This is a genomic window from Oceanobacillus luteolus (genome assembly GCF_023715655.1).
Lineage (GTDB): Bacteria > Bacillota > Bacilli > Bacillales > Amphibacillaceae > Oceanobacillus > Oceanobacillus luteolus.
The window spans coordinates 64,882-89,501 of record NZ_JAMBON010000009.1; the positions used below are offsets into that span (position 1 = coordinate 64,882).

33 protein-coding genes and 1 riboswitch are annotated in these 24,620 nt (G+C 38.0%); of the genes, 4 read left to right on the plus strand and 29 right to left on the minus strand.

Translation table 11 applies throughout. The features are described from left to right. Positions 1–2: 2 nt before the first annotated feature. The 15 genes from flaG to M3210_RS08120 form a co-directional block, all read right to left on the minus strand. On the minus strand, positions 3–374 hold the full coding sequence (gene flaG, locus M3210_RS08050; RefSeq protein WP_251513071.1) for a flagellar protein FlaG: 372 nt from the start codon (positions 372–374) through the stop codon (positions 3–5). A 63-nt stretch (positions 375–437) separates the two neighbouring features. After that, a complete protein-coding gene (gene csrA, locus M3210_RS08055) occupies positions 438–668 on the minus strand; it encodes a carbon storage regulator CsrA (protein WP_251513073.1) in 231 nt (76 codons plus the stop codon). Next, a complete protein-coding gene (gene fliW, locus M3210_RS08060; protein WP_251513076.1) occupies positions 662–1,108 on the minus strand; it encodes a flagellar assembly protein FliW in 447 nt (148 codons plus the stop codon). Before fliW ends, csrA begins: the two co-directional genes overlap by 7 nt. Positions 1,109–1,133: 25 nt before the next feature. Continuing rightward, positions 1,134–1,691: a DUF6470 family protein gene (locus M3210_RS08065; protein WP_251513078.1), complete on the minus strand. Its 558-nt coding sequence runs from the start codon at positions 1,689–1,691 to the stop codon at positions 1,134–1,136. A 91-nt stretch (positions 1,692–1,782) separates the two neighbouring features. Further along, positions 1,783–2,670 (minus strand): flagellar hook-associated protein FlgL, encoded by an 888-nt coding sequence (gene flgL, locus M3210_RS08070; protein ID WP_251513081.1) that lies wholly within the window; start codon positions 2,668–2,670, stop codon positions 1,783–1,785. A gap of 9 nt (positions 2,671–2,679) precedes the next feature. Continuing rightward, complete coding sequence (flgK, locus tag M3210_RS08075) at positions 2,680–4,155, minus strand: flagellar hook-associated protein FlgK (RefSeq protein WP_251513083.1); 1,476 nt, start codon at positions 4,153–4,155, stop codon at positions 2,680–2,682. A gap of 64 nt (positions 4,156–4,219) precedes the next feature. After that, positions 4,220–4,708, minus strand: coding sequence for a flagellar protein FlgN (locus M3210_RS08080; protein WP_251513085.1), 489 nt, complete (start codon positions 4,706–4,708; stop codon positions 4,220–4,222). A 45-nt stretch (positions 4,709–4,753) separates the two neighbouring features. Next, on the minus strand, positions 4,754–5,014 hold the full coding sequence (gene flgM, locus M3210_RS08085) for a flagellar biosynthesis anti-sigma factor FlgM (RefSeq protein ID WP_251513087.1): 261 nt from the start codon (positions 5,012–5,014) through the stop codon (positions 4,754–4,756). A gap of 95 nt (positions 5,015–5,109) precedes the next feature. Continuing rightward, the gene (locus M3210_RS08090) at positions 5,110–5,523 is read right to left on the minus strand and encodes a TIGR03826 family flagellar region protein (protein WP_251513089.1); all 414 of its coding nucleotides are present in this window, start codon (positions 5,521–5,523) and stop codon (positions 5,110–5,112) included. Between the two features lie 47 nt (positions 5,524–5,570). Then, complete coding sequence (locus tag M3210_RS08095; RefSeq protein WP_251513092.1) at positions 5,571–6,251, minus strand: ComF family protein; 681 nt, start codon at positions 6,249–6,251, stop codon at positions 5,571–5,573. Next, entirely contained in the window at positions 6,252–7,658 is a 1,407-nt protein-coding gene (locus tag M3210_RS08100) for an ATP-dependent helicase ComFA (RefSeq protein WP_251513093.1), read from the minus strand. Between the two features lie 17 nt (positions 7,659–7,675). Continuing rightward, positions 7,676–8,053, minus strand: a complete 378-nt coding sequence (locus M3210_RS08105; protein ID WP_251513094.1) for a hotdog domain-containing protein — start codon at positions 8,051–8,053, stop codon at positions 7,676–7,678. A 184-nt stretch (positions 8,054–8,237) separates the two neighbouring features. Continuing rightward, the gene (locus M3210_RS08110) at positions 8,238–9,080 is read right to left on the minus strand and encodes a DegV family protein (protein ID WP_251513095.1); all 843 of its coding nucleotides are present in this window, start codon (positions 9,078–9,080) and stop codon (positions 8,238–8,240) included. Positions 9,081–9,280: 200 nt separating this feature from the next. Continuing rightward, a complete protein-coding gene (locus M3210_RS08115; protein ID WP_251513096.1) occupies positions 9,281–9,976 on the minus strand; it encodes a response regulator in 696 nt (231 codons plus the stop codon). Positions 9,977–10,034: 58 nt separating this feature from the next. After that, positions 10,035–11,177: a sensor histidine kinase gene (locus tag M3210_RS08120; RefSeq protein ID WP_285853635.1), complete on the minus strand. Its 1,143-nt coding sequence runs from the start codon at positions 11,175–11,177 to the stop codon at positions 10,035–10,037. 169 nt (positions 11,178–11,346) lie between these two features. On the opposite strand from M3210_RS08120, the gene M3210_RS08125 reads away from it, so the two are divergent. Further along, positions 11,347–11,994: a YigZ family protein gene (locus M3210_RS08125; RefSeq protein ID WP_251513097.1), complete on the plus strand. Its 648-nt coding sequence runs from the start codon at positions 11,347–11,349 to the stop codon at positions 11,992–11,994. A gap of 69 nt (positions 11,995–12,063) precedes the next feature. Here M3210_RS08125 and M3210_RS08130 read toward each other — a convergent pair whose 3' ends face one another. The 9 genes from M3210_RS08130 to M3210_RS08170 form a co-directional block, all read right to left on the minus strand. Further along, positions 12,064–12,219 (minus strand): hypothetical protein, encoded by a 156-nt coding sequence (locus tag M3210_RS08130; RefSeq protein ID WP_251513098.1) that lies wholly within the window; start codon positions 12,217–12,219, stop codon positions 12,064–12,066. Positions 12,220–12,371: 152 nt separating this feature from the next. Further along, on the minus strand, positions 12,372–12,860 hold the full coding sequence (locus M3210_RS08135; RefSeq protein WP_251513099.1) for a VanZ family protein: 489 nt from the start codon (positions 12,858–12,860) through the stop codon (positions 12,372–12,374). Positions 12,861–12,951: 91 nt separating this feature from the next. Beyond that, positions 12,952–13,284, minus strand: coding sequence for a helix-turn-helix domain-containing protein (locus tag M3210_RS08140; protein ID WP_251513101.1), 333 nt, complete (start codon positions 13,282–13,284; stop codon positions 12,952–12,954). A gap of 80 nt (positions 13,285–13,364) precedes the next feature. Then, a complete protein-coding gene (locus M3210_RS08145) occupies positions 13,365–13,493 on the minus strand; it encodes an anti-repressor SinI family protein (RefSeq protein ID WP_251513104.1) in 129 nt (42 codons plus the stop codon). A gap of 24 nt (positions 13,494–13,517) precedes the next feature. Continuing rightward, positions 13,518–13,603, minus strand: a riboswitch (cyclic di-GMP riboswitch). 97 nt (positions 13,604–13,700) lie between these two features. Continuing rightward, on the minus strand, positions 13,701–14,354 hold the full coding sequence (locus M3210_RS08150; RefSeq protein ID WP_251513107.1) for a M73 family metallopeptidase: 654 nt from the start codon (positions 14,352–14,354) through the stop codon (positions 13,701–13,703). Positions 14,355–14,368: 14 nt separating this feature from the next. After that, a complete protein-coding gene (sipW, locus tag M3210_RS08155) occupies positions 14,369–14,950 on the minus strand; it encodes a signal peptidase I SipW (protein WP_251513109.1) in 582 nt (193 codons plus the stop codon). Continuing rightward, positions 14,947–15,762 carry an amyloid fiber anchoring/assembly protein TapA gene (tapA, locus tag M3210_RS08160; RefSeq protein ID WP_251513111.1) on the minus strand — a complete coding sequence of 272 codons (816 nt, stop codon included), beginning with the start codon at positions 15,760–15,762 and terminating at the stop codon, positions 14,947–14,949. The genes sipW and tapA overlap by 4 nt, the downstream gene beginning before the upstream one ends. A 103-nt stretch (positions 15,763–15,865) precedes the next feature. Then, a complete protein-coding gene (locus M3210_RS08165; RefSeq protein ID WP_251513113.1) occupies positions 15,866–16,450 on the minus strand; it encodes a TasA family protein in 585 nt (194 codons plus the stop codon). A 118-nt stretch (positions 16,451–16,568) separates the two neighbouring features. Then, positions 16,569–17,201 carry a CalY family protein gene (locus M3210_RS08170; protein ID WP_251513116.1) on the minus strand — a complete coding sequence of 211 codons (633 nt, stop codon included), beginning with the start codon at positions 17,199–17,201 and terminating at the stop codon, positions 16,569–16,571. Positions 17,202–17,635: 434 nt separating this feature from the next. On the opposite strand from M3210_RS08170, the gene M3210_RS08175 reads away from it, so the two are divergent. Together M3210_RS08175 and M3210_RS08180 are read left to right on the plus strand one after the other, a co-directional pair. Next, positions 17,636–18,235: a class D sortase gene (locus M3210_RS08175; protein WP_251513118.1), complete on the plus strand. Its 600-nt coding sequence runs from the start codon at positions 17,636–17,638 to the stop codon at positions 18,233–18,235. Positions 18,236–18,423: 188 nt separating this feature from the next. Beyond that, positions 18,424–19,356, plus strand: coding sequence for an LCP family glycopolymer transferase (locus M3210_RS08180; protein WP_251513120.1), 933 nt, complete (start codon positions 18,424–18,426; stop codon positions 19,354–19,356). Between the two features lie 68 nt (positions 19,357–19,424). On the opposite strand, the gene M3210_RS08185 is transcribed toward M3210_RS08180, so the two are convergent. After that, positions 19,425–19,721 carry a hypothetical protein gene (locus M3210_RS08185; RefSeq protein WP_251513122.1) on the minus strand — a complete coding sequence of 99 codons (297 nt, stop codon included), beginning with the start codon at positions 19,719–19,721 and terminating at the stop codon, positions 19,425–19,427. Between the two features lie 99 nt (positions 19,722–19,820). Next, positions 19,821–20,093: a 2TM domain-containing protein gene (locus M3210_RS08190; RefSeq protein WP_251513124.1), complete on the minus strand. Its 273-nt coding sequence runs from the start codon at positions 20,091–20,093 to the stop codon at positions 19,821–19,823. A 215-nt stretch (positions 20,094–20,308) separates the two neighbouring features. Here M3210_RS08190 and M3210_RS08195 point away from each other — a divergent pair, with 215 nt between their 5' ends. Next, on the plus strand, positions 20,309–22,342 hold the full coding sequence (locus tag M3210_RS08195) for a penicillin-binding transpeptidase domain-containing protein (protein WP_251513126.1): 2,034 nt from the start codon (positions 20,309–20,311) through the stop codon (positions 22,340–22,342). Positions 22,343–22,370: 28 nt separating this feature from the next. On the opposite strand, the gene M3210_RS08200 is transcribed toward M3210_RS08195, so the two are convergent. The 3 genes from M3210_RS08200 to M3210_RS08210 all read right to left on the minus strand — a co-directional run bounded on the left by M3210_RS08200 (position 22,371) and on the right by M3210_RS08210 (position 24,615). Next, positions 22,371–22,847: an IDEAL domain-containing protein gene (locus M3210_RS08200; RefSeq protein WP_251513128.1), complete on the minus strand. Its 477-nt coding sequence runs from the start codon at positions 22,845–22,847 to the stop codon at positions 22,371–22,373. A gap of 212 nt (positions 22,848–23,059) precedes the next feature. Next, complete coding sequence (locus tag M3210_RS08205; RefSeq protein WP_251513130.1) at positions 23,060–24,004, minus strand: hypothetical protein; 945 nt, start codon at positions 24,002–24,004, stop codon at positions 23,060–23,062. A gap of 83 nt (positions 24,005–24,087) precedes the next feature. Next, entirely contained in the window at positions 24,088–24,615 is a 528-nt protein-coding gene (locus tag M3210_RS08210) for a folate family ECF transporter S component (protein ID WP_251513132.1), read from the minus strand. Between the last annotated feature and the right edge of the window lie 5 nt (positions 24,616–24,620).

Below are 24,620 nucleotides of genomic sequence, written 5' to 3' on the forward strand. Positions count from 1 at the left end.
CCTTAAACTTTTCTATCTACAAGTAGTCCCATAAATTCCGCCATTGCCGCGTACATATCGAGGATTTTCTTAGGTGGAATTTCTTTGATCACTTCATCTGTGTTTGAATCAACGACGGTCACATAATATTTGTCGAGTTTATCATGTAATTCAAATTTTAAATTACGACGGACCGGTTCTAAAAAATTATTCAGTTTATCAACAGCTTCTTCTACCGACTCTGTTTTTAGCATCCCAAAGCCATCCAGTTTTTCATTAGTTTTTTCTTTTGCATTATAAGTCATTGTGGATCTTTCTGATGTCTGTACTTGATGTAGTATGTCACTTGGTGCGAAAGCCTGAGATCCAATTTTATCGATTGCCATCCCAACCATTCCCTTCCTATACCTACTATTACTATCGGTCAATTTTGATAGAATTCAAGACAAAATTGTATATTACTTATCAGTATGCGTATCTTTCATTAAATCCAATAAGTCGAGCGATAGATTTGCAGCAGCATTATTCTGCTCTTGAATATCAAGATAAATTTCTTTTCGGTAAATATCAACGGATTTAGGAGCAGCAATCCCCAATTTAATTTGATCCCCTTCAATACCTAGTATCTTAATTTCAATATCATCGCCGATTTGGATTGCTTCATTTTTCTTTCGAGTCAATACTAGCATGATTCGACCTCCCTTTTATCAGGAGTCAAGCTAGCTTTTGAAGAATATGTATCATCGTTTAAAATATATTGTTTCCCCATCAGTTGTTCTGTATTAATGATCACTGGTGCACGTAAATTAAGTGTACTATTTGAGAAAGGCTTGTTTAGAGTCACAATTGCATAAACAGCAACATCTTTTTCTTTATTAATTTGCAATGTAGTTAATAGCTCTTTTTCCAGTTTTATTTCATAGTTTTTATATATTAAATGTGGATTCGTTATAACAAAAGCAAGATCGCTCGTCTTTATAGACTGCAATAATTGAAAAGCAGCGTTGTTGGGCAAATCTAAAATAATAAATTCATTTTCATCCGGGAAGCCTGGAAGCCCATTTGGAAATTGAATAATCTTCCTTTGATCCACTTCGACATTTCCTAAATACTTTGTTGCTAATTGCATGCATTATTCTTCCTCTCAAGATTAGTTACGGTTCGATTACCGTTATTTTCAAATCATTTTTTTGTACAAGACTCGTTTCTACATCCCCAGGATGGTACGTAAATTGGGGAGAATTCGTTTCGGCTTGAATTTTTGGTCGATGGGTGGTCACATCAATCTGCACTTCAGCAGGTTGATAATCTAATTTCACAGAAAAATTGGAAGGAATAAAGGTAATGCCAAGTGCTTTCATTGGAGGATGTGTATTCCTCTTCGCCTGTGCGGCTATAACATTTCCACCATGTTCAATTTGCATAAGTTCTTTTCCTTCCCTAGCTCTTCTAGCAGTTCCTTCTTGGACAGCTTGCAGACCCTCCCGACTGAATCGGTCATTCCTTTCAAAAATGGACATCAGGTTCATATCCGCAAAGGCTTGCGTTTGATCAATTGTAAGCTTTCCAGGAACTGTACGAATGGTAACATCTGCTGGTCGTTGTTCCATATGAACTTTTGGAAGCTCTTGTTTTATCTCCAACTTTGCATCCGTCCGATTGATTGCTATTCTTGCAAATTGAGATTCCATTTGTAGTTGTGGGATTTTCACGCTTGCCGCCCCCTAGCTTAATCAGTAAATATCATCTGTAAGAAAAACCCTTAGAACCCCTATCATAAGGGCTAAGGGTTGGATTCATCTCTTATCTTAGAAAATCTAATAATGTAGGCTGCATGATCCGAGCGCCACTTGATAACGCGGCACGATGGATACTTTCCTGAGTGATTAGATTTGTAATGGTTTCAGCATAATTTATATCTTCATTTTTCGATAATGTTGATGTAGCGACAATCTCCTGTTTTGCAAGGCGATTTTCAATCAGTTCCAAACGATTCATTTTTGCACCTAAATCTGCTCGGGAATTGATAACATTATCGATGAAAATATCCATATCTGCGATGCTTTCATCCATATCTTCGTCAATTTCACCATTTAATTTGGCGATGAAATGATCAATCGTATCAAACAAACTCTCTTCACCGTTCATAAACACTTTGTTTCCATCAACGTTTGCCGCAAGCTCCGAATTCGTCGCTACTTTGATGATCACTTGACTATCATCAAATTCGACAACTATCGGCTCTGCATCTACATTTACAGGAGGTATATTCGTATTTGTTCCATTAAAGATATATTTATCATTTACTTTCATATTTGCTGTTTCAATTAAATCCGCTTTTATTTGCTCCACTTCTGCAGCTATACTTTTAAGTTCAGATTCTCCATACGTCCCATTACTCGCCTGTACTGCCAAGTAGCGAATTCTTTGCAATCCACTATTGATTTGGTCCAATGCCGAATCTGAATTATCGAGCCAGTTATGTACTTCATTTGTATTCCGTTGATATTGTTCCACTTGATGAAGTTCTGTACGAAACCCGATACCTTTCATTGCAGCTACAGGATCATCAGAAGGGCGGTTAAATTTTTTACCAGTATTAAGCTGATTAAAGTACTTATCCATTTCAGCATAACTTTGGTTTAAATTTCGTAGTAAATTGTTTGAAAGCATACTTTGTGTTACACGCATTTATTTATCCTACCTTCCTACAAGTCCCATATTGTTAATGATCCGATCCAATATTTCATCTGTCGCCGTCATGGTGCGGGCTGCTGCATTGTAAGCATGTTGGAATCGAATCAAGTTAGTCATTTCTTCGTCAAGTGACACAGAACTGACAGCTTGGCGATTACCATCTATTTGCGCTATTAATATACCAGTGTTTCTTTGCATACGTTCTGCATCTTCCACTTGTACAGCCAACGTTCCAATCAACTTGGAATAGTCACCTTTAATCCCCGCTTCTTCAAATACAGCCGCAAGTCTAAGAGCATTACTGCCATCCCCTGCCCCTGCTCCAGTCGCCGGGGAGGAAGCTGCGATTAAATCAGTATTACCGATAATAGCTGGATTCACGAACATTTCTCCTGTTTCTGAAACATCGAAGAAATCAATTCCCTCTCCAGCATCTGCACCTTCACGGTGAACCTTATTAAATTCATCTATAAAATGATCCCTAATCTGCAACAACTCTTGTTGAGTTTGGAAGATGTCTCCTTCTCCATCACCAAAGCCATAAGCCTGAATAAGCGAATTCAAAGTCCCTTTTGTTTCAAGTTCTGATTGTACAGAAAGCGATTCAGAACCAATTGTAATAGAGTTGACGAGTTCACTTTTATCATCGCTAAAACTTACAGAAATCTGAGCTGGAGTTTCTCCAGTCACACCATCTACGAGAGTAATTCCGTTAGACTTAATGATAGCGACACCGTTCTGGGCATTATTAGTATTTTGCGGAACATTGTCATCATGGTCATTCTTTCTAGAATCCACATATTCCACTTCAATTGGTAGAATACCTGATAATTGATCAATTAAAGTATCACGTCTGTCATATAAATCATTCGTTACATATCCATTTACTTCCAAAGCTTTGATTTGCTCGTTTATGCTTTGGATTTGATTCGTTATGATATTTGCAGTATTGACTGTTTGGGTAATTTCTTCTTTTAAATCTGTTCGAATCTGTGTTAGTGAATGATTTAAATAATTAAATGTATCACTTAATGCAATACCCCGCTGCGCAACTACTGAACGGGCACCGTCATTTGTAGGGTTTACCGCCAGATCCTGCAAAGAACTCCAAAATTGATCCATCACACTGGAAAGACCAGTTTCTTGAAGGTCGTTCAATACATCTTCTACACGACCTAATGCGTCTGCACGCTTTTCCCAATAACTTGCTAAACTATTCTCTCCTCGGAATTGTGTATCAAGAAACTGGTTTCTAATTCTTTCAATTGATCCAGCTTTCACACCCGTGCCGATTTGACCTGGGATTCCCATGCGGTTTTTCGCAGCAGCCGGCATAGCCGTATCGGCTTGAAAATTTACTCGTTGACGTGAGTATCCTTCCGTGTTTGCATTTGCGATATTATGACCTGTTGTATATAAAGCAGATTGCTGGGTGAACAATGCTTGCTTTGCCATTTCCAATCCGTGAAATGTACTCATATGCTGTAACTCCTTTATCATAAACCTTTTCTAGTTTTCTAGCTTTAAGACCATCCAGCATTTGTTATGCTTTAGAATCAAAAATGGACCGAGTTGGCGATTCCATATTCGGCTTATTGTTATTCGAATAATTCATATTCTTAAGGGATGGACTTAATAAATCCAAGGACAATTGGACAAATTGCATCGATTGGTCAATCAAAGCAAGGTTCAAATTCTCTTGAGCTTTTAAATCTGTCATTGCCTTTGTCAGTTCAATCGTAACTTTTTCGAGCTTTGTCCGCTCTTCTTCATTTGTAATTCGCTCTAAAATCAACGTGATTGTTGGGTCCGCTCCTGTTAACCCTTCTTTTTCAACCCATTCTCCTACCAGTTGCATCCGTCTTGTTTCCGCTTGTTCCAGTTTCCGTACAAGTTTCCTTTCACTCACTAGAACACTTTGCAGCTTCTCAACTTCTCCCTCTTTAATAACTTCCGTCTTTTGCTTGGAAAGTTTCAAAAGTTCCTGATGCAAACTTACTAATTCATTTAAAGCTTGTATAATTTTCTCCATGGACAACGAGGTCCTCCTTTAAATCGAAACATCACTTAGATTTGACTACTTGCTCCAGAAATCCATCATTTTTTGAGCTGTTTTTTCAACATCAACCTTGTATTCTCCAGTTGCTATTTGTTGTTTTATTTCTTGGACAACCGCTGCACGCTTCTCATGCGGTTTATCTTTGCCTTGAAGCTTAAAAGCTTCTTTGGAAATCTGCAGTTCATCAGATCTGTTTTCTGCTTTTTTCACGTCCATCTGTTTTTGCATCTGTTGTCTATATGGATTTAAATTTAAATGATTCGGTCCGTTTATTTTCATAAAGCTAACCTCCCAACACGATCATGAATATATATCATCAATATGATTTTTTTATATTACTATTAATATCGGCATGTTCACCGATTTGTGAAGGATTAATATTTATGTTTATCTACTGCAATGTACGTACTCTGGATTTTTTTACGATCTTCTTTATTTTGTTCTTCCTTCTCAAATGTAGCGAGGTCATTTTTCAATTCTTTCTGACAAGATTCACAAATATGTCCTGCTGATATATCCCTTCCACAGCGTTCGCATGGATATGCAAGGTTAGGGACATCTTTTGGCAAGAGCCGTTTTTCTCTCACGAATTTAATGATATATTCTTCTTTGACACCAGTTGCCTCTATAATCTCTAACATTGTAGCTAGTCTATTTTCACGAACTCGTAAAAAGTCATATACGGTATGAAATGCTTTCTCTTCTTCGTCATAGCAATTTTTACATATATCACGAATAGTTTTTGCGAATACTGTACCACAACGGCTACAGTTTGCTAATTCCGCCATAATTATTTCTCCTCTTTTAACCTTATTCTTATATTATATCAAATATATTAACCACGGATTAAAGTTAAAGCATAAACTTCAGGACAACCACTCTCTATCAATAATCTGGCAGCATGTCTTAAAGTTGTTCCAGTTGTATATATATCATCGACTAATAACACCGGATTTTTAACCATTTTCTCAAGAGAAAATGGATTTTTAGTTGTGATTCGATCTTTTCGTGACTTTTTAGACTGTTTTTCTCCATCTACTCTTTGTAGTAGCAGCTCTTGTCTTATCGGAAGAAAACCCGCAAGCATCTCTGCTTGATTGAAGCCCCGTTCCGTTATTCTCTCTTCACTTAACGGGATAGGGACTGCAATCAAGTTTTTCTTCTGTGTCGTGAACTTTTCAATAAAGGCAGCGTATACATATGGACGAAATACTTCACCCAAGACATAATCTCCACGATATTTCCATTTGGCAATGATTTCTTGAATGAAAGAATTATACTGAAAGACGGAATAGTTATATTCCAGCGGATCACTCTTAAATTGATTTCTCCACCATTCACAATCGGAGCATTGCTCAAACTCAGTCATACGGCTACACAACGAACACCGCTTCCCAGACAATTGTTGTAAACCAGAGAGGCAAGATTCACAAAATCCATTCTGTTTATTCAATATGAAAAAGTCACTCCAGCCAAGATTATTGTTTCTATCTTCCATGCACCATAAACAGTTCAACTAAAAACCCCCTCTTTTGTTCATCTGTTTGATTTGATAAATCGCTTCAAGCATTGCTTCTGTTTTCCCATCATGAAAAAACACCACTTCTCCATTCGGATCATTCGCATTTCTACCAGCCCGACCCGCTATTTGAACAAGAGCAGCTTCATCGAATACGTCATGTCCTGCATGAAAAATTGCAACATCCACCGATGGGAACGTGACTCCCCGCTCGAGGATTGTAGTCGTTAAAATAACCTTCAACTTTTTCTGGCGAAATGCCATTACTTTTTCTTCCCTTTTCTCATCAGAGGCATGGACAGCATCCAATTCGGTTTCATTGTTAATCAATCGGTGGGCAATGAACAAATCTAATAATGGAGTTTTTAATCGATTCACAAGATCAATGGTAGGCACAAATATGAGCAATTGTCTTTCGGGGTTGGTTCGTTTCAGCAGCCAAGGGAGGAAGCGACTTGGAGCTCTGGAAGCTGCTAAATCCTTCTGTAAGGAATAACACATCTTTAATGTCGGAATTGGCAGGGGGTGGCCATGGTAACGGACAGGTACGAATACATGAGGAAGTTTTTTCCTGTTGATGGCTTTCTTTAAGTTTTGTCTCGGGGTTGCGGTGAGATAGATGGTAGTACCATTTTGTTTGGCAGCACGCTTTTGGGCAAAAGGCAAGGAAGGATCTGCATGAAATGGAAATGCATCGACTTCATCAACGATCATGACATCGAAAGCCGATTGATACCTAAGTAGCTGATGGGTTGTGGCGATGACAAATTGTGCATCTTTCCCTTTATCTTCATTCCCACCATACAAAGCTTGAATGGACACTCCCTCGAAAGCTTGGAGTAGTCTCGGTTTTAGTTCTCTGACAACATCTGCCCTTGGAGTAGCAAGGCAGACACGCATTCCTCTTTCTAAAGCTTTCGATATTCCCGGAAAAAGCATCTCCGTCTTTCCTGCACCACATACAGCCCATACGAGAATTTCCTTTTCTTGATTGATAATCGCAGTCTTGATACGGTTGGCAGCTTTTTCTTGTGCCGTTGTTAATGTCCCCTCCCAAGAACTGGGATTTTGATGTGTCGGCCATATAGCTGGAGGACCAATCCAATAGTATAGAGATTCACATTCCATCACCCGCCCCATTTCAATACATTTTCTGCAGTATAGGTGGGTACGGGAACATTTTTTACAGGGAATTTCAGCAAAATAGCGGTTATCCTTATTGCCACAGCGCTTGCATGTAGTGGTAAGTAAAGTTTTGGTAATAGCAGGTTTTGTATCGAGGAGTTTCTTTGAAAGAAGTAATTCAATCATCGTGGATTTGAAGGGAATTTCTTCAATACGAAGCAACTTGCCATCTAACACGGTGGCAAGCTCGCTAAAGTTTTCCATTATGTTTTGCTGCATGAACGGTATCATCCTTTCTATTCTAATACGACACCGGAAAACTCACCTGTCAACACCGTTTTTGAATGTTGGTTGTCACATGTGAACGTCGCACGTATAGCCATACGATTCGTTTTCACTCTCTCGTATCTTTCAATCTTAACCATGCAAGTTATTGTATCTCCAGTATACACAGGTCGTAAGAAATTAAAATTCATATTACTGGCAAGCACATCATGATCGCCTCCAATCTTTGTTGGTAATGTGGCGGTCAACAATCCTTGAACAACCAATCTGCCTTGGTTGTCTTCTGATATGTGATGTTTCCCTTCATCCTGTGAAATCTCCGTAAAACGTTCGACATCCCTTTTTGTAAATTGTCTTTCAAATGTAATAACTTCTCCTACTCGCAGCACTGTATCCCTCCTGACAACAGAATAATTTGGTAAGAATATGATAACGCATACAAAAGAGGAAGTAAATCGTAAAGTGAGAATTGGAATGAAATGTTACCTACAAACAACAAACAGCCTAACGATAATCGTTAAGCTGTTTTATTAGGCTTATATTAAAATAAAAATTAGACCAATATCGATTAAATTATTTCTCGTACCAACCTACACCAATGGCTCCTTCACCAAGGTGCGTGCCAATAACTGGACCAAAATAAGAAATGGATGTCTCAATGTCTGGATATTTTGCTTTAAACTCGGCTTCCAGATTGATTGCCGCTTGTTCATCATTTGCATGAATAAAGGATACTTTCAAATCTTTCCCTTGCTGAGCATCCTCTTCCAACATACTCATAATACGATTTATTGCTTTTTTTCGTGTACGGATCTTCTCAAATGCGACAATTTGTTTATCGACAAAATGGAGGATTGGTTTCACTTGCAACAGACTCCCAACAACCGCTTGAGCATTGGATAATCTTCCGCCACGGGTTAGGTTTGTCAAATCATCGACCATGAAATATGCCCGCATCGATTGTTTCATTTCATCTAAACGAGCAATGATTTCTTCTGGTGTTTTATTTTGCTTTGCCAGTTTTACCGCTTCATAGCAATAGAAAGCTTGGACTATGCAGCTTGCTTCAGAGTCATAGGCATATAGTTTAATATCATCGACCATTTGACCAGCACTGACCACAGCTTGGTACGTTCCACTGATTCCACTGGAAAGATGGACAGAAATAACTGCATCATAATCCTCGGCCAACTGCTCCAACTTCTGTGCTACATAACCGATGGATGGTTGTGAAGTCGTAGGCAGTTCCTTATGCTCCTTCAACTTTTGATAAAATTCTTTTGAAGTGATATCCAGTTCTTCACGGTAGGATTCATCATCAAACACAACACTTAAAGGTACCATATGTATGTTCAGCTCTTCGCGGATTTTCTCAGGTATATACGCCGTACTATCAGTCATTACAGCAATTCTCATTATTAACCTTCTCCTTATACATTCATTTATTCCTTCCAATCACCTGTTGGTAGCATTACGTTCGGACGTATGACATATATTTTACCTGAAATCTATAAATAAAGCATTATTCATCACGAAAATAATTGCAGGAGGTTTGTATGAACTGTACTAAAAAAATAAATAACCCCCATCAATATTGAGGGGGGTTATCTGTAATATTACAATACTTCTACCCAGCCATTTTTTATCGCTGTTACAACAGCTTGGGTACGGTCATTCACGTTCATTTTCTGTAAAATATTACTAACATGGTTTTTCACTGTTTTTTCACTGATATATAATGTTTCTGCTACAGCACGGTTGCTCTTCCCATCTGCAAGAAGCTGGAGAACTTGGCATTCCCTTTTCGTTAATAGATGAAGCGGCTTACGATATTCAACCACTCGATCTGATGAGCCAGACGCCACACTTTCTGATGAAAGACGACGGTATTCCTTCACTAGATTATGAGTAACTTTAGGGTGTAGGTAAGAACCACCTTCACTTACTACACGAATCGCTTCAATCAAGGAATCCGAATCCATCTCTTTTAACAGATATCCTTGTGCACCTGTTTTCAATGCATGCGTTACGTAATTTTCATCGTCATGGATAGACAGAATGATAATTTTTGTTTCTGGGAAATAGCGAACAAGATCACCAGTTGCTTCAATTCCGTTGATGTTCGGCATATTTATGTCCATCAAAACAACATCTGGATTGTTTTCTTTCACCAATTTTGCTGCATCTGTACCATCGTCACCTTCTGCTACTACTTCAAAAGATGGTTCGAATTCTAATATTCTTTTAACTCCCTCGCGAAATAGCTTATGATCATCAATTAGTACTACTTTGATTACTTTCTCATTTGTCATCTGTTCTTCCTCCCGATAATCAAATACTTCTAATTTCCCCTGTTTAATAAGTGCACTATTAGTCTGTGATGATATAGGGAACTCGAATGATGATGGTAGTGCCCGCATTAAGTTCAGATTTTATGTCTATATCACCACTGAGCATGTCTACTCTTTCTTTCATGCCAACAAGTCCAAAAGAGTCCTCTTTCTTTATATTTACATCGAACCCTTTTCCATTATCTTTAACAATCATAACAACATTTTCTCTTTGGATCTGTAATTTAATTTGAATAAGTTTTGGATCTGCATGTTTAATTGCATTTTGTACAGATTCCTGCATCAAACGAAATAGTGCTACCTCATACTTGTGATGCAATCTTTTTTCTTCCCCAATAACGACAAAATCAATTTCAATATCATGGTAATCTATTAGATTCCCTATATATTTACGGATTGTTGGTATTAGTCCTAAATCATCAAGAGCCATCGGACGCAGGTCATAAATAATCTTTCTAACCTCGTATAGGGAGGTCCTGATCATTTTTCGAACACTGTGGATCTCTGCTACTGCCGCCTCAACGGATTCTTGATTTAGCGAGCGTTCAATGATTTCTGAACGGAGGAGGATATTAGCAAGCATTTGAGCAGGACCGTCATGGATTTCCCGAGATAATCTTCTTCGCTCCTCTTCTTGAGCTTCAATGATTTTCAGACCAAATGCTTGTTTCTCTTTCGCTGATTCAATGAGTTCATTGACCTGGCTGAAATCTTCTTCAAGATAATTCTCGATGACGGAAATTTTACTTGTAATTCCCTCTGCTCGATTAATTGTATCATATAAACTAATAAGCCGCCGTTCGATATCATCGCGTTTCTTTCTTAAATTTTCTTCCTTTTCCCTCAACATAATGAGCTCTGTCTGTAGATTATGTGTGTCTTCATATACTTGATGAATATCACGTTCTGTGTATCTTTCAAACTCTTTACTCACTTCGGCAAGACGCTTCCTGGAGGCACGTACTTTCCTTTCTAAGCTGTCTCCCTCATTTATGTATTGTAAAACGAGCCGCTTTGTTTCCTCCAACTCGATTTGTAGGGTATCATACTCGTGGCGAGCATGCTCACTTATGTTGAAGATTTCGTTTTTGCTGCTTTTGACGACGCGTACCATTTCATCGATAATATAATCGATTGCTTTTTCCCCCGTCTTCAGAGTCAACGCTACCACCACCCTATATGCTATAATATACGAGACCCATTTCAATTTTCATGGGGTCTATTCCCTATTTTGGTATAATTCACCTGAATTTATCCTGATTTATACCAGTATCTTGAGTACCACAAAAGAAAAAACTCGCCCTAACTAGTTCATTTATAGGAGTGATTTAATGCTACCATATTATTATACTGTAAAACAAGAAGGACAAGATGAAATCATTATTCAGAAGTCTAGATTTATCGGTTACGTCCGCCGTGTTGAAACCGAAGAAGAAGCACTCGCCTTCATCCAGGAGATAAAGAAAAAACATCATGACGCAACTCATAACTGTTCCTGTTATATGATTGGGGAGCATGATCAAATCCAAAAGGCAAATGACGATGGTGAACCGAGCGGTACTGCTGGTGTTCCTATGCTGGAAGTACTGAAGAAACAAAATCTGAAGGATACTGCCGTTGTAGTCACCCGTTACTTTGGAGGCATTAAACTAGGCGCAGGAGGTTTGATACGTGCCTATGGCAACACGACAAGCCAGGCAATCAAAACAACAGGAATCGTAAAACGAGTACTCATGCAAGGCTTTTCTGTAACTGTTGATTATGGATTACTTGGCAAATTGGAAAATGTCCTCCGGCAATCAGACCATATATTAGAGACCATTAACTATCTGGAAAACGTCGAATTTGTTGTATACGTTGAAGTGGACGAGGCAGATAATTTCAATGACTGGATCGTCGATTTAACGAATGGCCAGGCCACCATCCAATTAATCGACCAGAAGTATGTGGAAATTGATGTAGAAAGTACAAGTGAGTAAGCAGAAAAGAACTTTGGTATCTCTATAATAAAAAAACTACATTCTAGATAACTAGAATGTAGTTTTTATTTATTTCACCAAACGCTGTTGTGGTTTCACACCAATATTATTGGTAAGTTCATTCACTAATGTGCGAATCAAGTCTTCTGATGTTTGAATTTTTTCATTTTCAGTTGCATCAATTACTTTTTTCAACATATTCTTGTACCGTTCTTGCTCACCCATAACTCTATTCCCGCCTTTTCATACTTTCCGTTCTAGTGTTTGTAAGCTTTCTAGTAGGTAGTAGAGAAAATGTGGAAGCTTACGTTACAAATAACGCAGTCTATATTTCTATTATTTCCTAAAGGACATTATACAACGAGATTCATAGAAAATCATCTATTTTCACGAAAAAATTTAAAAATCGACAAAATCCCTATCGCACCTAGCGCCCCAAGACAATCAAGCACCACATCTCCAGCATATGGAGTTCGATTCGGTGTAAACCCTTGATGAATTTCGTCCATAATAGCATATGCAGCTGTAAGGAAAAAGGAAAGTATTATCTGCTTGTACCATAGTATATCGGTTGTTTTACCCAGAGCATATTTAAATAATAAAGTAAGGATGAGAAAAACTAATACATGAGCTGATTTTCTAATAAAAAATTCCACCAACCCTGCAGCGCCATGGGTTTCCAAACTGACTGGCGATCCATTATATGTAAAGTAAATACCTTCCAAGTATGGTTCTATAAATGAAAAATTAATCAGATCACCCAGAAGTGGCTTCATGTCCTGGTTGTCGTATGGAGTAGCAGATGAGTAAAATATAATTCCCATCCAGATTATTGGCAGCAGCCAATATAAATACGGTTTACGCATGACTCACGTCTCCTATATACAAAGTAAAAAACCACAGTATCTTATACTATGGTTTCAAAATCTCCCATCCAATAAGGAAGGAAATGGCTATTCAACCCATTTCCTGTTCTTTTCGCCATCTATAAAATTCCAAGTAATCTTTAAAATCTTTTTTGGAAACTCCCGATTGCATGGCTTCTCTAACCATCTCCAACCATTCGGTATCCAGGTCTTCTATGTTTACTTCCTCTCCATCATAGAGAAGATCGTTCACCGAAACTTCTAATGCCTCACTTACTTTCTCAATGAACTGAATGGATGGGTTTGTTTGCTTATTCCGCTCAATCGAGCTTAAATAAGATTTTGCTACTCCTGCTTTTTCGGCTAGTTCCGTTATGGACATTTTTTGATCTTTCCGTATTGTTTTAATTCGTTCACCAAGCAAACCCACTCACCTACTTTTTAGAAAAATTATATCATATTCTAGGTGAGTAGTTCTATATATAGTACAAATTATTAAACAATTTATGCCCCTTCCTTAGATGATTGTAAAAACAAACGAATCTCCTCAACTGTCATTCCTATTTTTTTTGCTTCTTTGATTAGTACAACCCAGTCATAATCCAGTTTCAGCTCAACAGACAATTTCTCCAATTCGTTCTTCCCCCATTTACAATCTCAGGTAATCCAGCCGTCTTAGCTTTTTTTGCTTTAGACCTGTGACTTTGCGCCCCTACCTTTCAGTAGGTTTGCCATTTTCTGAGGATTCATTTTACTAACTAAGACTATCATACTATAAATTCTACTTAATTTGGATGACTTGTTTTGTCGTATTGATTCTAGTTTTGAGGAATAAAAATTCTACATTTTTCTTGCGCTTCTCACCTTGAGCCTTAATTGTATGAGCAAGCTTATAATGCCTCCTACCGCAATCAGCAAAGCACCAAATACGATGAAGGAGAACATATTTGTAGCAGTTTTCGGTAAAACTCCTCCACTACCATCCCCACCACTGTCAATGGTTCCTGTAATCCCCTCGGTCTTACTTTCATTGCTGTCAACAGCTTCTGCAGTATAGTAAATAGTGAATTGGGCGTCTAATCCTTGAAAATCATTACCGAGATGATGTGGAAAACGGACAATGTATTCTAATTCATCTTCTTCATTAGGTGATAGGATGCGAGGTGAAAATCCGGCGAACTCTGAAAGTTTGCCATTGTACAGTTCTGTATCATCATCCCATACTTCTAATAACAATTCGTTGTACAGTTTTGTATCCTCGCTTTCAGATTTAACTGAAGTTGAATACTCAAATTCAATATTTCCACTGTTCTTTATGGTCGTTGTTCTCGGCGCCCAATCCCCTGGTTTCATATTGCTGATGTCAAATAATTTATCTGCTGGCAACACGTCTATGGATAACCTTTCTTCAGCTGAGACGGAATTTGCATGTAACAACATACTAAATAGAACAATAAAAATTAATAGATAGGATTTATAACTTCTAATATTCATATGCATCTTCCTTTTTAGGAATTTGTTGCATCCGTTGAAATCTTCTTTTGATCATCCAACTGTCTAATCGCTCTCCATATTGTAAAAATGGAATATGCCAACATTAAAAATCCAGGAATAATAAGGAATGCTATAGCACCCTTTGGTGATTGTGCAAAGGAAGAAATATAACCGATATAAGGGATAGTAAACCCTTCATATACAGCGATTACATTCTCGGCAAGTACTGGGCTTGTATCAGGTGCGTTGTTATTATCCCCTTTTGTCGTGTAAGTAATATTCTCACCACTGCCAGAAACTTCGATGATTCTATGAGTTACTAATTTGTCTTCGGATTCCATGAACGTAATAACATCATCTTTTTTCAGATTATATTTTGTTTCACCATCAATTGGTTTAACTGCAATAATTGAACCTGTTTGGATGTCAGGCTCCATGGAACCAGATAGGACTGTTTTTAATTGATAACCAAAAACTTCTGGCTCTCCACCTGAGGCTTTGTTGATCACAACTAAGACTAAAACTGCAATTAGAGCGACCATTAATACAGTAGATACGATTCGATTCACCCATTTAAATAATGTTCTTTTTTTCATTTCTCTTCCCCCTCCTTAACTTCATCTTTCGTTTCATCGCCTGATAAGACTTCACTATCTTCTTGCTCTGCAGGCGGAACTGTATCTTTTCCAGACTCCGTTATTTCTGCTTCGCTTTCCTTCTTTTCTTCTGGCTGCTGCCCCTGTTCAACCTCTGTATTGTTGTCTTCTTTATTTTCACTAGTATCTTGTTCTTTCACTTTTTCTTGGTTTGGCTCGTTCTTTTCAGCATCTTCAGTGCTTTGTTCCGGTGCAGATTTGTGGTCCTCATTTGATTTCTCTTTCACATTGTCTGTTTTTTGGCCGGATCCACAATCTACTTTAATTTCAAAACTCCACGTCTCCATTTCGCCATCTACTGTTTCATACTTAGCCACAAATGCATATCTACCTGGCTCTTCCGCCGTAAATTTCAATTCCTCTGTCTGATTCTTTTTAAGTGCTGGAATACTTCCTTCACCAACTTTTTCTCCGTGTTTTTTAGGATTAGCTTTATGGTAATAAACCTCGTAAGATGCTGCATCGTTCATATCTTCTTTACCTTTATTTTTAATCGTTCTCTTTACCTCAAAAGGGCCACATGCATCAAAATTAGAGTTCCCTTTTTCCGTAAATACCAATTGATAGTCTACAGGCCAATACCCAGACTCTATCTTTCCTGCAGGACTGGTTGCATCAGAAAAGACAGCAGAAGTATTGGATGTAAAATGCATAATAGAGAACAGTAGCAGATACCAAATTAAAATAATTTTCGTCGTAAACCAAAAACCCCGGTATTTTGATCTGAATTTTCGTAAACGGCTTTGCCTCATAAAAGATCTCCGTCCTTTAAATGACTTTTACATTCTTATGTGTAGTCCTAAAAATATTAATCTAACATACTTAGGACTGCACACAATGCAGTCCGTGCGATTATCATTTGCTTTCTTCTACTTCTTGCACCGCTTCAAATGTCCAATTTAAATCCAGCCTGTTGCCTTGATATTTGTTTTGATTTTCTGTTTCTATAAACTCAAATATCACTTCAATTTCTACATTATTGTTTGGTTTAATATCAGTAATTAATAATGCAGGTGAATTCGCTTTATTTTTAATCGCATCAATTTGATGTAGAGTTCTATCAGTTAATTGAGTATTTATTACACCATTTACTTTCAACTCTTTAATTTTAATCTGACTGCCGAAATCATTTGGTTTATCATCTTTGTCGAAAGATTCATACGCGGAATTAAGAAAAAGCTTCCCGATATTTAATGTCCCGTCATTTACTAATTGAAAAGTATATTTTTCAAAAATATCTCCAGGCTTTTTATCTTTAAAATTGAAATAGAACCCCTCAGAATCTGATGTATTCTTGATTCCAAGATCAATTGTCCCTGACATGATTTGATTTTGAGTACTAACATCATCACTAAAATATGCAACAGTACCTCCACTGATCAACGACATCCCCACTAATCCGGTTACCATTCCCAATATGATATTTTTCTTAATACTCACGGGACCCCTCCTGATTGATTTCGATTTATTAATATTTTTTCTATGTTTTGATATTAATGGATTACTATATGTAGGAAGAGAAGAGGTTCATACCTCTTCTCTATTTGTATTTAAAGCGTTATCTAGATTCACCTGGAGTTTGGTGTGCAGTGAATGTCCACTCTAGCTCAAGTGCATCGCCTTGGAACTCGTTTTGGTCTGCACCGTTATCGACAAATTCAAATGCTACGTACATTTGGTCGCTTGTTCCAGCTGCTAAACCATCCCCTTCACCACTCAAACCAAGTAGGTGTGTGATCCAGTGTTGAAGATTTTCTACTGCATCAGGTGTCATGTTTTGAAGGTCATACAGGGTAGTTTCAGAAATAACATCATTGTAATCTCCAATAACCCAACCATTACCTGTCTTATCTGCGTTCTCTAGGAACAATACTTTGATATGTTTACCGAAATCATCAACATTGTCACCTTTTGCATCAATTACGTTGTATGCAGTAGCAAGGTCAATTGTAGAAATATCCAATGAACCGTTATTCTCTAGAACAAACTCACGAACCATAGTATCTCCCGGTTTTAAATTATCCACATCAATTACTACAGATGGGTTAACTGCTAAATCCAACGTACCTGCAGCAAATGTATTGTTCGAAACTTCTGTATCACTGAAATAAGCAAATGTTCCTCCACCGATTAAAGCCATCCCGATTAGCGCTGTTCCTACACCTGACATTAATTTTTTCTTTAGACTCATTATAAAATTCCTCCCCAATTAGTATAATTTTATTATTTCTTCCCCATAAAGCACTTTCTTCTTTGTCTCATCTATGTTGCTTGTTTCTTTGTCCCCCCTCCTTATGTATTAACGCGGTTGTTCTTTTTCGAGATAACCTCAGTGCTTTATAACGAACAACTTAGTCGTAGTATATTGCACTTTCTCAAAATAGGAAAACCTCAAAAACAGCCGTTTGTTCTATATATTGAACAATTATCTCTTGTTTTCTTTTATTTTCTTTAAATTACTAAGTTTTTAATATTTTTTACATCTTCTGTTCTTTATCATAAACCTAAATAGTATACTCTAGACGGGGAATCTTTAAACTAGTAAGGAAACATTGAAACTAGTCCCTTTTCTATTCCATTTAAAAGGTATATACTAAAGCTAACGTTACTAATGAGGTGACATGGATGAAATTTATATCATACGTATTAATGATTGTCGGGGTCGGCTTCCTAGCCTTTGGAGGATACCAATGGTATATGACTACAAGTGCCCAGAGCGAAGCTGCTTCAGAGGCGCAAGCACTAATCGCTGAACGGAATGCGATTAGCGCCGAGGATGATTTTGATCCATTGGAAGCTGCAAAAAACTTTAACCCCGAAATGGGAGAAACGGCCGGTATTCTACATATTCCGAAGCTAGAGGCTGATTTACCGATTATTGAAGGTACACATGAAGATGAATTGGAACGCGGTGTTGGCCATTACCAAGGAACTGCCTACCCTCTTCAAAATGAACAAATCGTCCTTTCAGGACATCGGGATACAGTCTTTCGTGAAATGGGTGAGTTGGAAATTGGTGATCATTTAGTTGTGCAAATGGAATATGGTGATTTCACTTATGAAATAACAGAAACGAAAATAGTAAGCGCAGATGATCGTACAATCATTGTTCCACATCATGAGGAAGTTCTTACTCTTACAACTTGTTATCCATTCAACTTCATTGGGTATGCACCAGATCGTTACATCATTTATGCCTATCCGGTAGAAAATCAAGATGATTAGATTCATCTTGATTTTTTTTGGTTATTTATAGTACCTTTGCAGTTAATTAGCTAAAATTCTACATTTTTTACCATAAACCATGCAAATTTAAATGGACTAAATTGACTATATCGGATATAATTTTATACAGTAAAGTCGTCTGAAGGTAATGGAATACGAGAAGATTACACATAAGAGGAGAAATTCAATTGGTATCGAGAATGCAAAGAAAAAAGAAACGTAAATGGCCATACTGGGTTGGGGGAATCTTATTAGCTATCATTCTGGCAGTAGGTGGAATTGGGTTTTACGTCTATAGTCAGCTCGGCAGCGCGGTAGATACGATGCATACCCCTCTTGCCCGTGATGAAGATCCCGAACGTCAAAAGCAAATCAAACAAATTTTTGATTCAAAAGATTCATTGAACGTTCTGTTACTTGGGGTGGATGAACGCCCAGGAGACAAAGGACGCTCGGATACGATGATTCTCATGTCTTTAAACCCGAAAACAAATTCCATGATCATGTTGAGTATTCCCCGTGATACTTACGTGAATATTCCAGGACGTGGCATGGATAAAATTAACCATGCGTACGCTTTCGGGGGAGTAGAGTTGGCAGTGGAGACGGTGGAGAAGACTTTCGATATCCCGGTCCACATCTATTCCCGCGTGAATATGGAAGGATTCAAACAAGGTATTGATGCACTTGGCGGGGTTACAGTAAATAATACCCAAAGCTTCTCTCAAGGTGGTTCCACTTTCGCTGAAGGTCCGATTCATCTGGATGGTGAACAAGCTCTCGATTATATCCGAATGAGAAAAAAAGATCCGCGTGGTGATATGGGACGTAATGAGAGACAGCGTGCAGTGATTACAGCAGCAATGGAAAAAGGAGCCAGCTTCTCCAGCATTACGAAGTTTGGTGAAATCCTTGATATTTTAGGCGGAAATGTCCAAACGGACTTGGACATGGATAAGATACAAACACTTTTCACAGGCTACCTCGGAACAAGACATAACATCCAAACGCTTGAATTGGAAGGTTCAGGTTCCACGATAAATGGTGTATGGTATTATGTAGTACCTGATTCAGAATTCAATCGAATCCATACAGAAATTACAAATCATATGCAAGGTTAATTCAACGCCCGAGGAGCAGATCCTTGGGTGTTAATTTTTGCTTAGAGCAAATGTTAACTGCCGTAAGTTTACTTTGATAATCTTCTCCAACCATTAGCAAGTAAATGATTGACATATTCTTCAAAAGGTATATCCTCTAATTCCAACATTAATGGACTCAAAGATACATAGCACTCATTCCGCTCATAGTCTACCGTCACTTTTACAACTTCATATCCGTTATGGTATTTAGAATGGAACCCTGAATCATGGATAATATCTCCCTTAACAGGACGAAAATCCGATTCAAACTCTTTTGTAAATGCCTCTCCTTGTTTCTGATTATTTGTAACGGACGTCACAAAAACAATTAATTTTATATTCATCAATATTTCCCCTTATCAACGAAATGTACTTTTTACACTGTATCCTAAATATGCATTATATACAAGATAAAAAGGAGCAGATTCATCCGCTCCTTTCATTCACCATTTATCTTTATCCATATACTCTTTTATTTTCCGTTCTTCCCATTCAGCACCAAAGATTCCACCAGAAAAAACCGAGAGCGCATGAGCTACCAAGCCAATCCCCCATCCTAGCAAGGGATAAATAAACCACCAGTGTTCCGTTGATGTAAAGAAATTAAGCAAGAATAAGAAACTATTGACAATGACATATATGATTAAATGCTGATAAAAATCCCGCAACTCCCGAACTCTTTTTCGAGCCCGTTCATACCTTTCTTCACCATCCATTTTCCACCCTCCTTTTGTTTCTGATCTACCGGTCCATCCTGAATCATTAAAACAATCTTCGTCCATAATCAGAATCTTCTTTACTGTATATTATCAAATTTATCTACGGAAGTAACCAATATAATTACCTAAATTCTTCAAATTAATTGCTATATACTCCACTTACAAGATGATATAATATTTGTAGAAAGTCTTACGGGGGGAGATATTAGAAAATGAAGCGAGTAATTTTTTTGCTTGTCGCGCTTTTGCTTTTAGCTGCATGTTCAGAAAAGGAACAGGTTACTCCAAATGAACGTTTCAAGGAATTTGCTTCGATATGGAGTAAACAAGAGTTTGATCAAATGTTTAATATGTTCAGTACAGAAACAAAAGAAAAAATAACAGAAGAAGAATCTATACAGCGATATGAAAAGATTTATAATGATTTGAGCATCGAAAACGTACATATTTCATTTGATGAACTGACGGAAGAGGAACTGGATGAATTGAAAAAAGAAGAAAATCCGAGTGTCACCCTTCCTTTCACAGTGGAAATGGATTCGTTTGCAGGGCCGATCAGCTTCGAATATGAAGCTACTCTAGTTCAAGAACTCGTTAATGAAGAAGAGGATGAATATAATTGGTTCGTAAACTGGGATGCCGGCTTTATTCACCCAGAACTTGTAGATGGTGGAGAAATCGGAATTGAAACGATCGAGCCGGTACGCGGTGAAATTCTTGACCGTAATCAGATACCGCTGGCCATCAATGACACAGTTTATCAAATCGGGATTAAGCCTGAGGACTTGGTCAATCCAGAACAAGCGAAACAGCAAATCGCCGATATACTTAATATAAAGAAAGAAAAAATTGATGATGCTTTAAGTGCAGGTTGGGTCCAGGATGATCTATTCGTACCAATTGCGACAATTTTACCAACTGATGAAGCATATGAACAGGTGATGGCAATTCCAGGAGTTCAACGCAAAGAAATGACCGGACGGATTTACCCGGGTGAAGAAGCGACAGCTCATTTAGTCGGCTATATCGGCGACATCACTGCTGAAAAATTGGAAGAATTAGAGAGTGACGAATACGGACCGAATGATAAAATCGGCATCCGTGGTTTGGAAAGTTGGTATGAGGAACGACTTAAAGGTAAACGGGGCGTAAAAATATTCATTAAGAAAGAAGATAGTGAAGATGTCGTTATAGCCGAAAAACCCGTGGAAAATGGAGAGACGATTCAACTGACGATTGATATCAACATCCAAGAAAAAATTTACAACAGTTATAAAGACGATTCAGGTACAACTGCTGCAATCGATCCTAAAACTGGTGAGACCTTAGCTCTTGTTAGTGCTCCCGCATTCGATCCGAATGAAGTGTTGTACGGGACGTCAGGAGATGCATGGGATGACCCAAACGACCAAGACCCTAGTCTAAATCGCTTTGCAGCGACATTCGCGCCAGGCTCTGTTTTAAAACCAATAACTGCAGCAGCTGGGATAAACATCGGAACATTAGATCCTGAAGAAGGGTTTGAAATCGAAGGAAAACATTGGAGCAAGGGTAAAGGTTGGGGCGATTACCAAGTCACAAGGGTTTCCTTATCCAATGGTCCAGTTGATTTGAAAGATGCCCTCGTCCGATCCGATAATATTTACTTTGCGATGCAGGCTTTGGAAATGGGCAGTGAAGCCTTTATCGAAGAATTTAAACAGTTTGGATTTGAGGAAGACTTTCCATATGAGTATCCGATACCAGCATCCACCATTTCGAGTACGGGAGAGATAAACGATGAAGTGCTGCTTGCGAACTCCAGTTATGGTCAAGGAGAACTTGAGATGAGCGCTCTCCACTTAGCAACGGCTTATACTGTATTTTTAAACGGTGGAGACATGCTAAAGCCAACCCTACTCTTAAGTGAAGATACAGGCCAGATTTGGAAAGAGGATTTACTGTCAGAAGAAGAAGTGAAACGGATGCAGAGTATCCTACGGGCAGTTGTAACAGATGGGACTGCAAAACGAGCGGAGGAAGAATCAAATGTGCCGATTGCTGGAAAAACCGGAACGGTTGAATTGAAGTTATCGGCAGAGACCGGTGGAGCAGAGAATAGCTGGTTTGTAGCTTACCCTCATGAGTCACCTGACATTTTAATGGCAATGCTCGTCGAGGAAACCGAAGATAAAGAAAGCGGACTTGCGATTGGTAAGTTTGTTGAAGTGATTAATCAGCTTTACCCAGAAAAAAATGATGAATAAGATTGGATTGAAAAACTCCCCTTTAGTTTTAAGGGGAGTTTTCTTGTTCTTTATCCATTGATGCTAATACGTCTGTCAATTCTATGAATCTTGTTTCATCTCTTTCGTCCAATGCTTTATCTATGAGCCGCAAGATGTTCTTTCTTTCCAACTCTTTCATAAAAGAATCGATTGTTTCCTTATCATTCAAATCACTGCCGTCTTGGGTACTGAAGTAATATGGTTTTGCGATTTTCTCGATTTGTTCAAGAAATTCTGGCAGTGTAATCAGCTTCACCATAGGGACATTTACAATTTCCTTTCCATTTTGAAATGCAAAGACCGCATCGATATTTTCAATCTTTTCCGTACGGCGATTAACACGGATTTCATTCGACTCGACAGGAATAAATTGAAATACTTTGTTGTTCATCATGACAGAAAAATATTGATAAGCCAAAATAATCCTTACAAAATTTTTCTCAGCTTTAATGTAATAAGGCTTCAGCATTTTTAACGTTACCATAACTTCACCACCCTTTTTTACTGTTTCATCCTGATTTTCAGTTAATTAATTGTAACCGATTTCACCAAAAATTACAAGTGGAATATTATAAAAATATTAAAAATACTGATATTATTATACGTATTATATGAATCCTCAGCAGATGTGTTTTTTCTTTTAAGGTATTTTGAAGAATTAAAAACGGGACAAAGAGTCATCGACTCTCTGTCCCTTTAGTTCATTTTTGTTTGAATCTGACTTACAATTTGATCGATTTCTATTTGAGAGAAGTTCCTGCCGTTTTCAGCCGCTAGAATCTTCTTCCCTTCATCTTTTAATACTTCTAAGCCCTTTTTCATATAACTCTTATATTCCTGATTCAACTCAGCGATTTCTTTTGCATATTTTTCATCTGTTCCAGGTGTGACAGCTTCTTCATATAAATCGATAATTTCCTCTCTTGTCTTGTCTGCTGGTTCAAATTCATGTGGATCCGTACTATCAAAAAGACAAATGCGCAATTCAGGCATAAGCACCATATCGATACTATTTGGATCGAAACTGCAATGGTATATTTCCACATCGAGTCCATGGTCGACACAAGCATTGGCAACCTTTTTCATGAATGTGGACTTTCCAGTACCAGCACGACCTTTAATGTGATAAATGTAATCAAGGTCAGCTATCAGGTTAGGTACTTCATTCACAATTCCGTCCACTGTATTCGTCCCGAACAATCTGTGGTATACGTAAGGAGTTCTACTCTGCTTCGGTTTATCACTCAACAGATTTTGGATGAAATTCTTCGCGAGAGCATCAGCTTTCTCAAAGTCCATTTCCTGAATATAAACTTTTTCCAAATCATCATGAACCGCTAAACCTTTTTGAAAATATTCATATGCCTTATTTGTAAAAGGTTCATCGTGATGAGCTAACACGGCGATTTGCTTTCCCCGGAATATGACTCCATCTAAATAGTCCTTACTGATTGGACTTTTAAGTACTTCAACCGAAGTCTCTTCTTTATTAGCTTCAATTAGTGCGTTTAAAATTTCTGTATTCAGCTTATAAGAAGTATCTTCAAGTCGGATTGTCTCCTGGATTCCATGCAGATTGGATTGTAAATGATTAACGAGACCGTCCGACGTATTTCCTCTAACATAATAATTTTTTAGCATCAAAGAACCATCCTTTACTAGGTTTATGTCTTTAGTTTATGCTATCAACTTCCACCGGTGATAATTATCTGCAAATTTCTCACTTATAGTCTCAAATTCGCTTTGTTGATACTTTTCAACAGACCGTATAACAAGCCAACCTCTATAGGATATAATAGTACAGCCTTCACCATACGTGGTGCAGCGAATAGCGGACTGCCGAACATGATGTTGAGCCAGATTGGTGTTAAGATCAATGTGATCAAGATTGTGACTACCAAATTTGCAATCGCCACACGGGTTAGGGTGATTTCTTTTTTATAGAAAAACCAGCCGAATATAATCCCAATCAGCAAAGCATTAAAAGTAAATCCAGGGAAAAAGAACCCTGCTGGCCTCAGGACAAATCCAATTATATCTGCGACAGCCGAAGCAATTCCAGCGTTGATCGGTCCGTATAAATAGGCGAGTACCGCAATTGGCAAGAAAGCAAAGCCTATCTCCAATAACGGGCCAAGTGACAAAGTAAATTGGTTTAACACTAGATTGATGCCGACTAATGCTGCAGTAAACGTCAGCATCTTTGTCGGATTTTTTGTATGTACTTTGGACGCTCCTTTTGTAAGACTCATAAAAT

Bases quoted from the DNA above. Each gene is read 5' to 3' on its own strand.
- flaG (WP_251513071.1), bottom strand. From the start codon at position 374: ATGGTTGGGATGGCAATCGATAAAATTGGATCTCAGGCTTTCGCACCA.
- csrA (WP_251513073.1), bottom strand. From the start codon at position 668: ATGCTAGTATTGACTCGAAAGAAAAATGAAGCAATCCAAATCGGCGAT.
- fliW (WP_251513076.1), bottom strand. From the start codon at position 1,108: ATGCAATTAGCAACAAAGTATTTAGGAAATGTCGAAGTGGATCAAAGG.
- flgL (WP_251513081.1), bottom strand. From the start codon at position 2,670: ATGCGTGTAACACAAAGTATGCTTTCAAACAATTTACTACGAAATTTA.
- flgK (WP_251513083.1), bottom strand. From the start codon at position 4,155: ATGAGTACATTTCACGGATTGGAAATGGCAAAGCAAGCATTGTTCACC.
- M3210_RS08080 (WP_251513085.1), bottom strand. From the start codon at position 4,708: ATGGAGAAAATTATACAAGCTTTAAATGAATTAGTAAGTTTGCATCAG.
- flgM (WP_251513087.1), bottom strand. From the start codon at position 5,014: ATGAAAATAAACGGACCGAATCATTTAAATTTAAATCCATATAGACAA.
- M3210_RS08090 (WP_251513089.1), bottom strand. From the start codon at position 5,523: ATGGCGGAATTAGCAAACTGTAGCCGTTGTGGTACAGTATTCGCAAAA.
- M3210_RS08100 (WP_251513093.1), bottom strand. From the start codon at position 7,658: ATGCAGCAAAACATAATGGAAAACTTTAGCGAGCTTGCCACCGTGTTA.
- M3210_RS08110 (WP_251513095.1), bottom strand. From the start codon at position 9,080: ATGAGAATTGCTGTAATGACTGATAGTACGGCGTATATACCTGAGAAA.
- M3210_RS08115 (WP_251513096.1), bottom strand. From the start codon at position 9,976: ATGACAAATGAGAAAGTAATCAAAGTAGTACTAATTGATGATCATAAG.
- M3210_RS08125 (WP_251513097.1), top strand. From the start codon at position 11,347: ATGCTACCATATTATTATACTGTAAAACAAGAAGGACAAGATGAAATC.
- M3210_RS08130 (WP_251513098.1), bottom strand. From the start codon at position 12,219: ATGGGTGAGCAAGAACGGTACAAGAATATGTTGAAAAAAGTAATTGAT.
- M3210_RS08135 (WP_251513099.1), bottom strand. From the start codon at position 12,860: ATGCGTAAACCGTATTTATATTGGCTGCTGCCAATAATCTGGATGGGA.
- M3210_RS08150 (WP_251513107.1), bottom strand. From the start codon at position 14,354: ATGAATATTAGAAGTTATAAATCCTATCTATTAATTTTTATTGTTCTA.
- sipW (WP_251513109.1), bottom strand. From the start codon at position 14,950: ATGAAAAAAAGAACATTATTTAAATGGGTGAATCGAATCGTATCTACT.
- tapA (WP_251513111.1), bottom strand. From the start codon at position 15,762: ATGAGGCAAAGCCGTTTACGAAAATTCAGATCAAAATACCGGGGTTTT.
- M3210_RS08170 (WP_251513116.1), bottom strand. From the start codon at position 17,201: ATGAGTCTAAAGAAAAAATTAATGTCAGGTGTAGGAACAGCGCTAATC.
- M3210_RS08175 (WP_251513118.1), top strand. From the start codon at position 17,636: ATGAAATTTATATCATACGTATTAATGATTGTCGGGGTCGGCTTCCTA.
- M3210_RS08185 (WP_251513122.1), bottom strand. From the start codon at position 19,721: ATGAATATAAAATTAATTGTTTTTGTGACGTCCGTTACAAATAATCAG.
- M3210_RS08190 (WP_251513124.1), bottom strand. From the start codon at position 20,093: ATGGATGGTGAAGAAAGGTATGAACGGGCTCGAAAAAGAGTTCGGGAG.
- M3210_RS08195 (WP_251513126.1), top strand. From the start codon at position 20,309: ATGAAGCGAGTAATTTTTTTGCTTGTCGCGCTTTTGCTTTTAGCTGCA.
- M3210_RS08200 (WP_251513128.1), bottom strand. From the start codon at position 22,847: ATGGTAACGTTAAAAATGCTGAAGCCTTATTACATTAAAGCTGAGAAA.
- M3210_RS08205 (WP_251513130.1), bottom strand. From the start codon at position 24,004: ATGCTAAAAAATTATTATGTTAGAGGAAATACGTCGGACGGTCTCGTT.
- M3210_RS08210 (WP_251513132.1), bottom strand. From the start codon at position 24,615: ATGAGTCTTACAAAAGGAGCGTCCAAAGTACATACAAAAAATCCGACA.